Origin of the sequence: Enterococcus sp. AZ089, assembly GCF_050547225.1 — a bacterium.
GTDB classification, from domain to species: Bacteria; Bacillota; Bacilli; order Lactobacillales; family Enterococcaceae; genus Enterococcus_D; species Enterococcus_D entomosocium.
Map to the genome: position 1 here is coordinate 3,581,745 of NZ_CP172954.1, position 14,019 is coordinate 3,595,763.

14 protein-coding genes are annotated in these 14,019 nt (G+C 36.6%); 8 read left to right on the plus strand and 6 right to left on the minus strand.

What is annotated here, in order from left to right; translation table 11 throughout:
• Positions 1 to 180: 180 nt before the first annotated feature.
• The 4 genes from IGJ01_RS16660 (at position 181) to IGJ01_RS16675 (ending at position 2,042) form a co-directional block, all read left to right on the plus strand.
• Positions 181 to 399 (plus strand): helix-turn-helix domain-containing protein, encoded by a 219-nt coding sequence (locus IGJ01_RS16660; protein ID WP_086299707.1) that lies wholly within the window; start codon positions 181 to 183, stop codon positions 397 to 399.
• Between the two features lie 77 nt (positions 400 to 476).
• Positions 477 to 701, plus strand: a complete 225-nt coding sequence (locus tag IGJ01_RS16665) for a helix-turn-helix domain-containing protein (protein ID WP_400451177.1) — start codon at positions 477 to 479, stop codon at positions 699 to 701.
• 229 nt (positions 702 to 930) lie between these two features.
• Positions 931 to 1,152, plus strand: a complete 222-nt coding sequence (locus tag IGJ01_RS16670) for a helix-turn-helix domain-containing protein (protein ID WP_311775819.1) — start codon at positions 931 to 933, stop codon at positions 1,150 to 1,152.
• 464 nt (positions 1,153 to 1,616) lie between these two features.
• Complete coding sequence (locus tag IGJ01_RS16675; protein WP_430601266.1) at positions 1,617 to 2,042, plus strand: very short patch repair endonuclease; 426 nt, start codon at positions 1,617 to 1,619, stop codon at positions 2,040 to 2,042.
• A 58-nt stretch (positions 2,043 to 2,100) separates the two neighbouring features.
• On the opposite strand, the gene IGJ01_RS16680 is transcribed toward IGJ01_RS16675, so the two are convergent.
• A complete protein-coding gene (locus tag IGJ01_RS16680) occupies positions 2,101 to 3,570 on the minus strand; it encodes a MutH/Sau3AI family endonuclease (protein WP_430601267.1) in 1,470 nt (489 codons plus the stop codon).
• Positions 3,571 to 3,742: 172 nt separating this feature from the next.
• Here IGJ01_RS16680 and dcm point away from each other — a divergent pair, with 172 nt between their 5' ends.
• Positions 3,743 to 5,026: a DNA (cytosine-5-)-methyltransferase gene (gene dcm / locus IGJ01_RS16685; protein WP_400451190.1), complete on the plus strand. Its 1,284-nt coding sequence runs from the start codon at positions 3,743 to 3,745 to the stop codon at positions 5,024 to 5,026.
• 98 nt (positions 5,027 to 5,124) lie between these two features.
• Here the strand turns inward: dcm and IGJ01_RS16690 are convergent, their stop codons facing one another.
• The 4 genes from IGJ01_RS16690 to rplM all read right to left on the minus strand — a co-directional run bounded on the left by IGJ01_RS16690 (position 5,125) and on the right by rplM (position 9,611).
• Positions 5,125 to 7,308 carry a hypothetical protein gene (locus IGJ01_RS16690; protein WP_430601268.1) on the minus strand — a complete coding sequence of 728 codons (2,184 nt, stop codon included), beginning with the start codon at positions 7,306 to 7,308 and terminating at the stop codon, positions 5,125 to 5,127.
• Entirely contained in the window at positions 7,305 to 8,264 is a 960-nt protein-coding gene (locus IGJ01_RS16695) for an FRG domain-containing protein (RefSeq protein ID WP_400451183.1), read from the minus strand. The genes IGJ01_RS16690 and IGJ01_RS16695 overlap by 4 nt, the downstream gene beginning before the upstream one ends.
• A 492-nt stretch (positions 8,265 to 8,756) precedes the next feature.
• Complete coding sequence (rpsI, locus tag IGJ01_RS16700) at positions 8,757 to 9,149, minus strand: 30S ribosomal protein S9 (protein WP_003128901.1); 393 nt, start codon at positions 9,147 to 9,149, stop codon at positions 8,757 to 8,759.
• A 15-nt stretch (positions 9,150 to 9,164) separates the two neighbouring features.
• Positions 9,165 to 9,611, minus strand: a complete 447-nt coding sequence (gene rplM / locus IGJ01_RS16705; protein WP_301280258.1) for a 50S ribosomal protein L13 — start codon at positions 9,609 to 9,611, stop codon at positions 9,165 to 9,167.
• A 406-nt stretch (positions 9,612 to 10,017) separates the two neighbouring features.
• Between rplM and IGJ01_RS16710 the strand changes: the two genes are divergently transcribed.
• Both IGJ01_RS16710 and argH read left to right on the plus strand, forming a co-directional pair.
• Positions 10,018 to 11,232: an argininosuccinate synthase gene (locus IGJ01_RS16710; protein WP_005233014.1), complete on the plus strand. Its 1,215-nt coding sequence runs from the start codon at positions 10,018 to 10,020 to the stop codon at positions 11,230 to 11,232.
• 54 nt (positions 11,233 to 11,286) lie between these two features.
• On the plus strand, positions 11,287 to 12,666 hold the full coding sequence (argH, locus tag IGJ01_RS16715) for an argininosuccinate lyase (protein ID WP_429976807.1): 1,380 nt from the start codon (positions 11,287 to 11,289) through the stop codon (positions 12,664 to 12,666).
• A gap of 41 nt (positions 12,667 to 12,707) precedes the next feature.
• Here the strand turns inward: argH and IGJ01_RS16720 are convergent, their stop codons facing one another.
• A complete protein-coding gene (locus IGJ01_RS16720; RefSeq protein WP_005230382.1) occupies positions 12,708 to 13,196 on the minus strand; it encodes a Dps family protein in 489 nt (162 codons plus the stop codon).
• A 125-nt stretch (positions 13,197 to 13,321) separates the two neighbouring features.
• Here IGJ01_RS16720 and IGJ01_RS16725 point away from each other — a divergent pair, with 125 nt between their 5' ends.
• Entirely contained in the window at positions 13,322 to 13,993 is a 672-nt protein-coding gene (locus IGJ01_RS16725) for a prepilin peptidase (protein WP_430601269.1), read from the plus strand.
• The last annotated feature ends 26 nt before the right edge of the window (positions 13,994 to 14,019 follow it).

The following is a 14,019-nucleotide window of genomic DNA, read 5'->3' on the forward strand; positions in this document are numbered from 1 at the left end:
GTCAAGACTGAGGTAAATATCCAAATCACTCTCCTTTCTTTTTCTATGTATGGAGGTAAAAAACATTTCCTCTAAGAGAATCTCGAATTATACTCAACTATCCCAATACTTTTATGCGTTTATTGCATATTAAAACATTCTGTAAATTTCCTCCCATAAAATAAAAGAGAGGTGATTTTTATGTATCATAGAATTCGTGACTTACGCGAAGATAAAGACTTGAATCAAGAACAACTTGCTAAACTTCTGAATATCAGTCAAACAACTTACTCCCGCTATGAGTCAGGAAAATTAGACATTCCTACCCAATCTCTGATTAAACTTGCAGATTTTTATTCTACTAGTGTCGACTACTTGCTAAATTTAACAGACCATCAAAAACCCTATCCTCGTAGCTAACAACATAATATGCGTAAAACGCATAAAAGTCAATATGCGATAAGAGCATAATTTAGAATAGTATCGAGGTGACGTGAATGTTTCAGCGAATCCGAGATTTGAGAGAAGACAACGATTTAACTCAACACCAGATTGCTACTCTTTTAAATATTTCACAGTCAACGTATTCTCGGTACGAGAACGGCGAGCTGGATATCCCTATTCAAATGTTAATAAAGTTAGCAAATTATTATAATACTAGTCTTGATTATTTGGTAAATCTGACTGATGTTAGACCTCCTTATAAAGCCAATGAGCAATGATAACGAAATTTCATTGTAATAACACTTTTAAATCATTATAAGAGATGAGTAGACACTCATTAATCAGTTTCTTCTCTCCTATGTTCTGTTTATATTAATGACTGGATGTGTTTTTAGCTTAAAAGTGATAAATAGGAAGAACTCACTTAATGTTTGCTAATAAAGCAACAGATTTGTTAACATTATACTCTATGATACTTACATAAACATCAATAAAGAGGTGATTTTTGTGTATAAGGAAAAAGTGTTAGTGATCCATATACAAGAACTTGTGAAAAAACATAATATTTCTTTACGAGAGCTTTCTAGGCGTGCGGACATAGATATTGCCCGGCTAAGTGAACTATCCAGTGGAAAACGGCAACGAATCAATATTGAATACATCGAACGAATAGCTGAGGCTTTGAATATAGATGATATTCGTGAGATTTTGACGATTGAGGATAAATGAAAGCTTTCATAGACAGCACAACATTAGTATATTATTTTTACCGATTCTATTCATGTTAAACAGACAGTATAACAAGATAGGCTTAAAAAGCGAAAATTACTTGAATTTCAATTATGATTTTCCATCCATCGACTTTTAAATTCATAATAAGCACGAAGTGATACTTATATAGGTATCACTTCGTGCTTATTATACTTCATGTTACTCTTATAAGCAACGATTTTTTCAAAAAAATTTGTTTACCAACAATAAAAATTTAATAAGCATAAGAAATCAAGAGCTATAATAAAATTAAGTACACAATGTGTTCCCTTAGTACGTTCATCTTTACTGTACAAATCAATAAAGAAAACTCAACAAATATTATTTCAAGCCTGATTAAAAAATACCGCGTCGCTTCATTCGCTTAGCGTATGACGGTTATGTTACTCTTTTATTAATCATAAAAGGATGGGGATAATAAAATGAAGCATAGAAAGTTAGAAACAGATGCAGCAACATCTAAAAGGATGGGGAATGTCCATTTGAAAGGAAGCAAAGCTGAGAACCTCTTATCGCTCTCCTTGTGGCACCAAGGCATACGTTATCGGAAAAACTATAAAAAATTACCTGGTTCTCCTGATATTGCAATCACAAAATATAAAATCGCTATTTTTGTTGATGGAGAATTTTGGCATGGACAAGATTGGGTAAATCGAAAAAAGAAATTGAAACGAAACAGAGATTATTGGATTGAAAAAATCGAGGAGAACATCAGACGTGATAAAAAGAATGACCAACTTCTAATTGATAGTGGATGGTTCCCGATTCATTTTTGGGAAAAAGAAGTTTTAAAAAATTTGGATAGCTGTGTAATCAATATTTTAAATAGGATAGAACTGCGCAAATAAACATAGAGTTGATTCATTGCATCTCCTCAATAAATCAACTCAATTTTTTTATTTATCCTTATAGGAAGGGCATTTTGTTCAACATATCTACAAGTATTTTGCCTTTTATCCAGAGATCTTGGCGATACATTGAAATACCATTGATCTCTACGGGTTTATCAGATGAATCCGCACCAGATCCCCTAAAAAATACAGTATTAGTTGCTGATTTAGGGAAATTTATCGATGTCATCACCGTTCCATTTTTATTGACACGCACTTGTCCATCTTTCTTTTTTTTCACAGTTTCAACTAGCTTGTTCTCAAAAATCAAATAACGAACAGATTCCCAAATCGGGCGTACCTCTGTCTCAATAAACTGTTCATCGAAAGACAAACGTTTAAACCCTTTAAATCGTTTTTCAAGTAATTTATCTTTAGAAGAACTTTCCTCGAAAATGATAAATAAAAATTGTTGCTCGTTGAATTCAGCATAAACGGTAGATTCTTCAAAAAGTATATCTTTTTGCATCCACTCATCAAAATCGATTGGGAACATTTTAGTATCTTCTGTTCGATTTCCTCTAGATGTTTGTGTAATAGTTTTTGCTCTCAATCCAATTTCACTGAATAATTCGATTTTCTTCATTTTATTTGAAGAAGCACCAAACATACGTACAACTATTTGCTCAGTCACAGATTTTGCTACGTCATTTTTATCATTCAATTTGATTGGAATATCAAAATGTTCCATCAATTGTAAAACCGTCATTCCCTGATAATTCAATGTAAACTCTTTAAGCTGTTGATCGATCTCAGCATATGTACCAAAATCCTTATCCAATTCTTCAAATCGTTTACCAAAATACTTTTGAACCATAGTAGTGACCGTCGACCTTTTCAAACGAAACCTAGGTGGATTGGGCCATTTAGGTGCGGTATCTATCAACATCAAATGTGGTCTAAGTTTAGATGAAATCGTCGGGTAATGTTCTTCCGGAATTTCCTCTGACTGCAATTCTACGATATAGTTTTTTACTAGAGACCAATCATTCGACAATCGTTCTTTATCTGCTTCATCAAATTCATGAAAATCATAACCTTTGATCGGAAAATCAGCATATGCGGCAGCTGGTACTGTCACATCAGAATCATATAAATAATAAACTAAAAGCATTTTTTCTAACTTTTTCCAAAAATGCGAACTTTCAAAATCTTGTGTAATGATAGATTTGGGAGAAACTGCGGTAATAGACATCGGTTCTTTCGCTTCAAATTGACCTTTGACCTTTTTAGACATTCTAAGTCCTGTAGTTTTCAGTTCCACTTCCTCACCGTCAACTATCAAATCAGGTTCTTGTCTTGAATCAGCAGGATATCCTAAAACAGACTGCTCAATCACGTCGCCAGCAATACCTGTAATTTTGGGATGGACTATCGTACGATCAAATACGCGGTTTTTATCCACTTCACCTAATGTCTTTTCCAAAACATTATCCAAAATCATTACTAAATCTTTTTTTGTAAAACAATGCAAATTTTTTTCCAAATTCTTCATCCTTCTTTAAATTATTTATATACATATTTCATTCATATCCTGGATTTCTTCATATGTTTATTATAACATCAATAAATTGAATTTAGATCTTGATCTTTTTTTAATTTTAGTGTATAATGACCAATAGATATATCGAAAGGATGTTCGTATAATGAAACAAAAAATGAAAGTATTAGAACTTTTTGCAGGTGTAGGCGGCTTCCGCGTTGGGCTCGAACATTCCGATCCCGATTTGTATGTAACTAAGTGGGCAAATCAATGGGAACCATCTCGCAGATCCCAAGATGCGTTCGAAGTTTATGACTATAACTTCCCAGATAGTGAAAATTTAAATATAAACATTGAAGAGATTTCTGATGATGTTTTCGAAAAAATGGATGCAGACATAATCGTAGGTGGATTTCCTTGTCAAGATTATTCAGTCGCTCGGAGTAAGAAACATGAAATGGGGATCCAAGGTAAAAAAGGCGTTCTTTTTTGGCAAATCATACGTGCTACTAATCATATTCGCCCCCAATATTTGATCCTTGAGAATGTTGACCGTCTGTTAAAATCTCCTTCCAAGCAAAGAGGACGTGATTTTGCTATCATGCTTACCGCGTTCAACCAACTAGGATACTCAGTTGAATGGCGGGTCATCAATGCTGCTGACTACGGTCGCAGCCAAAGGCGCAGACGTGTTTTCTTCTTTGTTTATCGAAACGACACAGATTTTGCAAAACGATTGGATAAACGTTTCGAAGAAAATTCATCTTCTGAGGACTTATTTGTTGCTGAGCATCGCTATGATGAGTATATATTCAATGATGGATTATTTGCTCGGCAATTTCCGATAGTTAAACAGCCTTATAAAAATAGAGAGGCTTTTTACGAACTTTCAGAAGATATAGTAGAAGTTTCTGATGGATTCACTGGGAAAGTTTGGAATACAGGTGTTATGCGTCATGGGCGTTATTATACTATAGACACCTTACCACTAGGTGATGAACGTCCTATAACCTTAGGTGAAATCATTCAGCCATCTGAGATGGTAGACGAAAAGTATTATTTGACAGACACAAATAAACTAGAAAAATTTCAGTATTTACGCGGACCAAAAAAAATCGAACGAACTTCTGCCGAAGGTCACAAATATATTTTTGCAGAAGGTGGCATGTCTCCATATGATGATTTGAGCATGCCAGGAAGAACGATGCTTACCTCTGAAGGATCAGTAAATCGCTCTACTCATATTTTATTTATCGATGGTCGATATCGATTATTGACACCAATAGAAGCAGAGCGGCTACAAGACTTCCCGGATGACTGGACAAGATTCAAAAAACTTTCAACAGGTGAAATTGTAGAAGTCTCTGATCGTATGCGCATGTTTTTCATGGGAAATGCATTAGTGACAGAGATAGTAAAACGGATCGGTGATGGGCTAAAAGATATTTTAGAAGCATGATCTCCAACTGTTTGTTTTCAAAAACTCAAAAATATTTCTAAAAAAAGCGTCAATCGTACTCAACATAACAGTATGGTTGACGCTTTTTCTGATTTATTTTATATTAGTTTATTATCTAACAATATTTTATTTATATACTCAGAATTAGCCCAAAACGTTCGTCTCGTTATAAATTCACCATCACTAAACTGGAACGTATCCTTAGAATTTGCTGCTTTAGGACGAACATGGAATCCAATATTTGAACTTACTTTAGGAAATCTCGTTGAATCCCCTAGCAAGAAAGCTTCTCTCACTAAATCGAAAGCTTTCTCAGCCTTTTCTTCCCAATCTTTAGCCATTGTAACTGAAAAAGTTGAGATAAATTTAACGTTCTTAATATCATTATTCTCATTCAAAAAAATAACATAGACAGGGTACTTCCTTCTTATTTCTTTTAAAAATAGGGAGTCTTCAAAAACTGGGTAAGCGTCGTCTTCCATATATTTTTCTCGTTTATAAAATTCTTCAAATGTAGAATTAGGGAAAGGAAAATTTTCTTTAACTTTATTCCCTTTGTATGAAATAGTACGGAAATACTCCATATCGATACCCTGCTGTTCATTAAATCTCTTGATTATCGATGATACTGAATAATTATTTTGCTTGTTGTTGATGACATAATCGCTCAAAGCTCTATCGTCATTACTTTCATTCTCCTTAATATTGATAGCTTTTGACTTAGATAGTTTCCTTTGTATCTTCATAAAAGATTGATTTGATTTATAGTCATTGATTTCTATATTCATTTCTTTTGCTAACGATTCAATCTCTTCATAATACATTTCTAAATCAGTTTCTATAAAAGAGACTAGTCCGTCGTTCTCATCGAGCCTCCATACTACAAAACTCTGAAAATAATTCTTCCCATACCTTAGAAAAATAGACTTATCATCAGCATTACGATATAAATCATCCCACCACTTCCCAATCTGCAAAGCTATATCTATTTTCGTAAGTAGTACCTCATTATTCTTGATTGTTGCAACAGCCTCCCCTATATCCTTTTCTAAGTTCGTTTTATTAAAGTTTTTACTTCTTCCTGGGTCACCTATTGCAATATAGAATAATTTTATAAATTCCAAAGAAGATAATCCCCTATATATTTTTGAGATTTCTCCAGTCTTTAATACTTTTAATTGGTACTTCTTTAACATTTTATTCAGTTCATCAATATCTTTCGACACACCAATAAAGTCTTCTTGAGTTATTGGAATTTGGTTATTTAATCCCCAAGTGATAGTTTTAGATAAGTTTCTATCTCCTTTTATGAATATCGTTTTAACAATGATTGAATCTAAAACTGCATTTATTTTGATATCTAAATTTGGGAGTCGAAAATCACTTATCACCAATTCCTTAATAAGTTCATCGTTAGCAATAAAAAAATTCGTCAATGTTTGGGCACCGTTAATAACACTGACCAGTTTAGGGTTTAATTTAACAAGATGCGTTGAAGTATCCAGTAGAGCATGTTCATCCATATAAATATTTATACCGTTATGTTTATACCAAAAAATATCGGGATTAAATTTCTGTTTCGTACTTTCTGTGATACCAAAGTAATTCGATAAACTATCCAATAGATCCGTGTCAGTATTTTCTTTAGCAACTTGATTAAAAAGTCCCACTTTTAAATAATTTTTAAAATCTTCTTTTAATTCTAAGCCATTTTTTTTATTTTCGATTCCGGTTCTCACATTTAGTTTAAATAAATGTTTTCCTCTAATATTGAATAAGCCTTTTAACTCCAACATAGATACATTGAATATTTTCGCTTCTAAGTTTAATTCTTCGATTCTATGCATCTCTAAATAATTTATACCTTCTTGATCAACTTTGAGATGTAACTCTTCTGGTGTCTCATAGTAGATAGAGGTGATAAAACTATACATGTCATTAACTATTTTACGCTCTTTTGCATTATCCGATTCTTTCAAAAAGATTCGTAAAGATTCTCTTTCCTGTGCCCAATCGTTGAAAAATGCATATAGCTCGTATATTTTTTCCCCTTTTTCAATTTCATTCCTTAATTCTAATAGATTTTTTTTCAGTAGCTTGATTTCATTTTGATCAATATTATTTATATTTCTGTAATCTGCTATCAAAATAGTAATAATACTACTATCAGTTTGTTTTTCTATAGAATAAAATTTGAACAGAGATTTGAACTTTTCGGCTTTCAAATCTTCAATCGTAATGATCTCGTTATCTATCAATATAGATCTTAATTCATTTTTCATAAACCCACTCCTGATTCAATAATTGTAAACTTATCTTCGATAATTTTTCTCTTTTTATATTTTTCTGATTCGCTTTTATAGTTTTTATCAATATAGGTGAATAAATTAGCTTTTTCTTTCCGAAGAAACCTCAGTATTTTTTTTGGATCTTCCTTTTTCAAACTAGTTTCAAATACGATCCTCCGGAAACAGTATTCCAATTCAATATCTACAAAATCGCCTATATTCGCTTTATTTCTTTTTATGTAGGAAAGTCTCTCCATTATAGGATCTTTCCGCTTGTCTTTCTCTGGAAATATAGTTGATTCATTTAAATTAAAGTATTTTGACAATTGTGCTCGAATCGTTACTTTATCTTCTGCTGATATTCTCGTAGGTTCACAATAGTATTCTTCTGGAATTTTCGAAAAAGCTTCCCCTCCAAATAGAATAAAGCCACCGCTCTGCATTTTTAATCGTTCATTATTATAGCTATGTGTGATTACTTTGAAATCTTTCGAATATGGAAAAAATTCATTAGCAACTAGGCTATCATAATAATGATTTAAATAATCTGAGTTAGGAGAAAAAGACTCTGGAAATACAAAAGTATATACGAACCCATCTTCTTCTTGGTTGTCACTAGCAAAATAAAGCGCTGGTAGAATACTAAACGTTATATCCAGTAAACGACTGATTTGTAAAAAATGCTGTCCTGCAATTGTTTTTGAAAGTTTAGTATTATCTTTTGATTGAGGAATATCATAATCACTTAGCAATTCAATAAGTTCTTTTTCTAATAAGATTCCGGAATCATTCCGAAATAAAGACGGCATCAACTTGGTATCTCCATAATCTATGGACTCTCCACGGAAACATACTAACGGCTTAGTAGAATTGTTATCATTTATAAGTTCCTTTTTTATATCAACATTTTTCATGATTTTTTCCATATAATACAAAATTTTATTTTTCATTAAACCCTCCAACTATTTTGAATTAATGAATTTTAGTTTTATAAGTATTTCACAAAACAGTTTGTTTCATTCGACCATTACACATTCATGACTTGACTCTCATCCATAAGCTAAGCGCTGTTTCTACTTATATACAACTAAACCGCCGCATTATGAATGCGTTTACATATAATCGTAGTTTCTTCTTACTATAAAATTATACACTAAGTTATCATCGAATTGGCTAACAAATTTTTTATTTATCCCATCAGTTTGCATTCCACTTGTATAATCTCATTTAAACCTACTAACATCATTTTGACTACCACTCATACTACAATCAAATTGCAAAGAAAATGATATCCATAGAAGTGGAATTTCTTGAAATTATAATCAGCCGTATATTTTTATGATCATTCAGAAATTTATTACGATTAATAGAAGAAGCAATATTGATACATAAAAAAAAACACCCTCCAAAAGGAGAGTGTTTTGAAATCTTCGATAAAAAGATTAACGTTTTGAAAACTGTGAAGCTTTACGAGCTTTCTTAAGACCTGGTTTTTTACGTTCAACCATACGTGCGTCACGAGTAAGTAAGCCAGCACGTTTAAGAGCTAAACGGAAATCAGGATCAACTTGTAACAATGCGCGTGCGATACCGTGACGGATTGCACCTGATTGTCCAGCGTATCCACCACCATTTACGTTTACAAAAACATCGTATGAACCTTTAGTTTCTGTAACGCCGAATGGTTGGTTGATTACTTCACGCAAGTCTGCGTGTGGGATGTATTCTTCAACATCTTTTTTGTTAACAGTAATTTTACCAGTACCTGGTACTAAACGTACGCGGGCTACTGCATTTTTACGACGGCCAGTGCCGATATATTGAGCTTGTGCCAATGAAATTCCCTCCTATTAGATTAAGTTTGTGATGTCCAATACTTCTGGTTGTTGTGCAGCATGTGGGTGTTCAGCGCCAGCATAAACATGAAGTTTCATTCCTTGTTTACGGCCTAAAGTGTTTTTAGGAAGCATGCCTTTTACAGAAGTTTCGATCAAACGACGAGAATTTTTAGCACGTAATTCTCCAGCAGAGACTGATTTCAATCCTCCTGGGAAGTTTGAGTGACGGTAATAAATTTTATCGCTTGCTTTGTTACCTGTTAATTTAATTTTTTCTGCATTAATGACGATTACGAAATCGCCTGTATCCACATGAGGTGTGAATGTTGGTTTATTTTTACCACGTAAGACAGATGCTACTACTGCTGAAAGACGACCCATAGGAACATCTGTTGCATCTACTACGTACCATTTACGTTCTACTTCGCCTGGTTTGGCCATATATGTTGTACGCACAATTTTTTCCTCCAATTCAATTTCACGAATGTTTGACATACACTTGAGTTTCCGGGGCTCTTGTGGGGCAAACAATACCATATAACATAATACCTTCTATAAAGCCTAATGTCAACGTAATTCCGCCTCTTTTTGAAAATTTTCTCCATTCATTTTCTGCCATTTTCTCTGAAAAACGAAACTTGTTGTTGCAGGCTGCTAAAACTGAATAGATTTATGAATATTATGTATAAACTTTCATCCACGAAGTGAGCATCCACTTCTTTTCCTTAACCATCGATAATAGTATAAAAACCTGATAATCGCCACTTTTATGTATAAATATTTAATTTTACCCTTGATTTATTATTTTTATTCTGATAAGATAGCTTCAATCACTTGAAAACACGCGGAAAAGGAGTTAATAAGTATGAAAGAAAAAGTAATATTGGCCTATTCTGGAGGATTAGATACCTCCGTTTCAATTAAATGGTTAACGGACCAAGGATATGATGTGGTGGCTTGCTGCCTAGACATCGGTGAAGGTCGCGACACCCAATCCATTAAAGACAAAGCTTTGGCAGTTGGCGCGATTGAATCTTATGCCATCGATGCCCGCGAAGAATTCGCCCAAGATTTTGCTTTGATCGCTTTACAAGGCAATACTTTTTATGAAAATTCTTATCCTCTTGTTTCCGCTTTGTCTCGTCCATTGATCGCCAAGAAATTGGTGGAGTTGGCATTAGCGACTGGCGCAACGACCGTCGCCCACGGCTGTACTGGTAAGGGCAACGACCAAGTTCGGTTTGAAGTAGCGATCGCCGCTTTAGCGCCTCACTTGAAAGTCATCGCACCGGTTCGGGAATGGAAATGGTCGCGAGAAGAAGAGATTGCCTATGCGGCTGAAAAAGGAGTGCCGATTCCCGCTGACTTGGACAATCCATATTCCATCGACCAAAACTTGTGGGGACGTGCCTGTGAGTGCGGCGTCTTAGAAGATCCTTGGGCAACACCGCCAAAAGGAGCCTACGCCATCACGCAAGAATTAGAAGATACGCCTGACGTACCGACGATCGTTGAGATCACCTTTGATCAAGGGGTACCGACCGCCATTGATGGTGAAACGATGAATCTAGCAGAATTGATCATGAAATTGAACCGGATGGCTGGCGAACATGGCGTTGGTCGGATCGACCATATTGAAAATCGTCTGGTGGGGATCAAATCACGGGAAGTTTATGAATGTCCAGGAGCGATCGCTTTGATGACGGCTCATAAAGAATTGGAAGATTTGGTCTTTGTACGGGAATTGGCGCATTTCAAACCAATCATCGAGCAGCAATTAGCGCAAGTCATCTATGATGGTCTTTGGTTCAATCCATTGACGGAAGCCTTGATTACCTTCCTGAAAAGCACACAAGTCTACGTCAACGGAATCGTGCGTTTGAAATTATTCAAAGGCAACGTCATCTGTGAAGGACGGAAATCTGAAAACAGCCTGTACGATGAAAACTTAGCAACGTATACTTCTGCAGATACCTTTGATCAGCATGCGGCCATCGGCTTCATCAAATTATGGGGACTGCCAAGCAAAGTGCACGCTGAGATCCAAGCACAACAGCAACTAACAGAAACATTGATTTAAGTATGCACGGCTGAAGCTGCCGCTTCAGCCGTAATCTTTTTTTGAGGTGAGAATATGGCAAAATTATGGGGCGGACGTTTCGATGGAAAAAATGAAGCATGGATCGATGCTTTTGGGGCTTCCATCACGTTTGATCAAAAGTTAGCAAAGCAAGACATTCTTGGCAGTTTGGCACATGTCAAAATGCTGGTCCATACGGGCATCATCAGTCAAACCGATGGCGAAGCGATCATTGACGGCTTGACCACGATTCAACAGCAATTAGCCGCTGGCGAATTGACCTTCACGATTGAAAATGAGGACATCCATTTAAACATCGAGACATTCTTGCATGAATTGATTGGACCAGTGGCAGGCAAATTGCATACTGCCCGTAGTCGTAATGACCAAGTGGCAACCGATATGCATTTGTATTTGAAAGAAGTCGTGCAAGACGTGATCACTTTGATCGCTGAATTGCGAGAAGCGCTGGTTTTACAAGCCGAAGCCAACATCTACACCATCATGCCCGGTTATACCCATCTGCAGCATGCACAGCCGATTTCTTTTGCCCATCACCTCTTATCCTATTACAGTATGCTGACGCGTGACCAAGAACGTTTCAGTGAGAGTTTGAGTCGCATCGATGTGATGCCTTTAGGCAGTGCTGCTTTGGCAGGAACTACCTTCCCTATCGATCGTGCCTTCACTGCTCAAGAGTTAGGGTTCAGCAATATTTACAGCAACAGCCTAGATGCGGTCAGCGATCGTGATTTTATCTTGGAATTTTTAAGCAATGCCTCTTTATTGATGATGCATCTGTCTCGTTTTTGTGAAGAGCTGATTCTTTGGTGCAGCCACGAGTACCAATTCGTGGAACTGACCGATACCTTCTCCACCGGCAGTTCCATCATGCCTCAAAAGAAAAACCCTGACATGGCGGAGCTGATCCGTGGAAAAACAGGACGTGTCTATGGGAACCTCTTTGGTCTTTTGACGGTCATGAAGGGCTTGCCGCTGGCGTACAACAAAGATTTCCAAGAAGACAAAGAAGGCATGTTTGACAGTGCCGAAACCATCACGAAAAGCTTGCAGATCATGACGGGCATGATCGCAACGATGAAGGTCAATCAAGCACGAATGCAAGAATCCACTGAAAAGGATTTTTCCAACGCAACAGAATTAGCGGATTACTTAGCCGGCAAAGGTGTGCCTTTCAGACAAGCCCATGAGATCGTCGGCAAACTCGTTAGCGAGTGTTTGAGCAAAGGCATCTATCTGCAAGATGTTTCCTTGGAAGACTACCAAGCGATCCATCCTGCCATCGACAGCGATATTTTTGAAAAACTTGATTCCTATACCGCCGTCAAAAATCGTCATTCTTATGGCGGCACCGGTTTTGATCAAGTGGCACAGCAAATTGAAGCCGCTAAAGCATTATTGGCGGGCAAGTAAAAAAACCAGCGAAGAAAATTCTTCGCTGGTTTTTTTGTTGATTAATGACGTACGCGAGATTTCGCTGGATCGATCAATGGCGCTTCGCCTAAGTGCGCTTGGATCATCCAAATACGTTTTTCGATGGCTGTTTTGAAGCCGATGAAGATATCTTGGGTTGGGTCGTCGCCTTCTTCACCAGATACTTCGATCCCTTTTTGGTATAAGTCCGCTAAGTAACGGTAGCCTTCCACCAATGTAGCTAAGCGTTCTGGAATCGTGCGGTCCCAGTTGCCGACTTCATCAGGGATTTGAGTGTGTTCTGCCATTTCACGCAAAGTTGAATATGGTGAACCGTCTAATGTAATCAAGCGTTCAGAAACTTCATCCAATTGCTCATTTAGATCATCCATGAATTCGTCCATCATTGGATGCAATGTCAAAAAGCCAGGTCCACGCATGTACCAGTGTGTTTGGTGAACGACCATAGCCATTTGGCTTAAATCAGCAACAAGTTGGTTTAATACTTCTTTTGTTTGTTCAAATTTCATAACGATTCCTCCTCTAAATTATCTATTTTAAGGATAATACGAAACAAATAAAAAGTACAACAAAATCATCTATTTGAGAAAATTTCTCACTCTCTTACGTATTTCTTTATAAGGAGGATCGAAAAATGACGATTTTCGTGTTTTTTTTAGGCGCTTTACTCGGCTTCTTTTGGCTTTTGCTCTTACATACCCTGTTTTGGAATCCACTAAAAAGTGATTCTCGTTCTCACTACCAGAAAGTGAACAAAGTTTCGGATAACCATTGGTTTTTTCGCCTTCCTACGAGATGGCTTTCACCCCCGTTTTATTGGGTTTTCGCCTGCTTGTGCTATGGCGGACTTTGCGGGGTTGCCTTTCATGATTCAGAAAGCTTCCTGACTTTTGTCTGGCTGACCAGTGCCTTTTTACTCAGCTTGACCGACTTGATAGACTATAGCGTCTACCCACAACTGCTGTACCCCGCCCACCTACTGCTAGCGCTGGCACAGCTTAGAAGCGGCGCTTCTTTTCAATGGCTGTCTTTAGGCTTGCTGGTTCCACTGGTCTTTTTTGTCTGGCAGGAAAAAATGGGCGGTGGCGATCTCTTAGTGCTGGCAGGTTGGAGCATTTGGCTAGCGCCACCGACCCTTTTGACCCTCTTACTGGTAGCCAGCAGTCTTGGTCTCCTCGCTTTTTTTAGCTATCAAGGCATCTGGAAGAAACGATTGGCGCAGTTGCCCTTCGTTCCCTTCTTGAGTCTTGGTTTGCTGATTGTTCGCTTCCTAGCGTTTCATACTTTTGACGCTTTTTTTCTTTGAAGTGAAGAAAAATAGGGCAGGAAAAA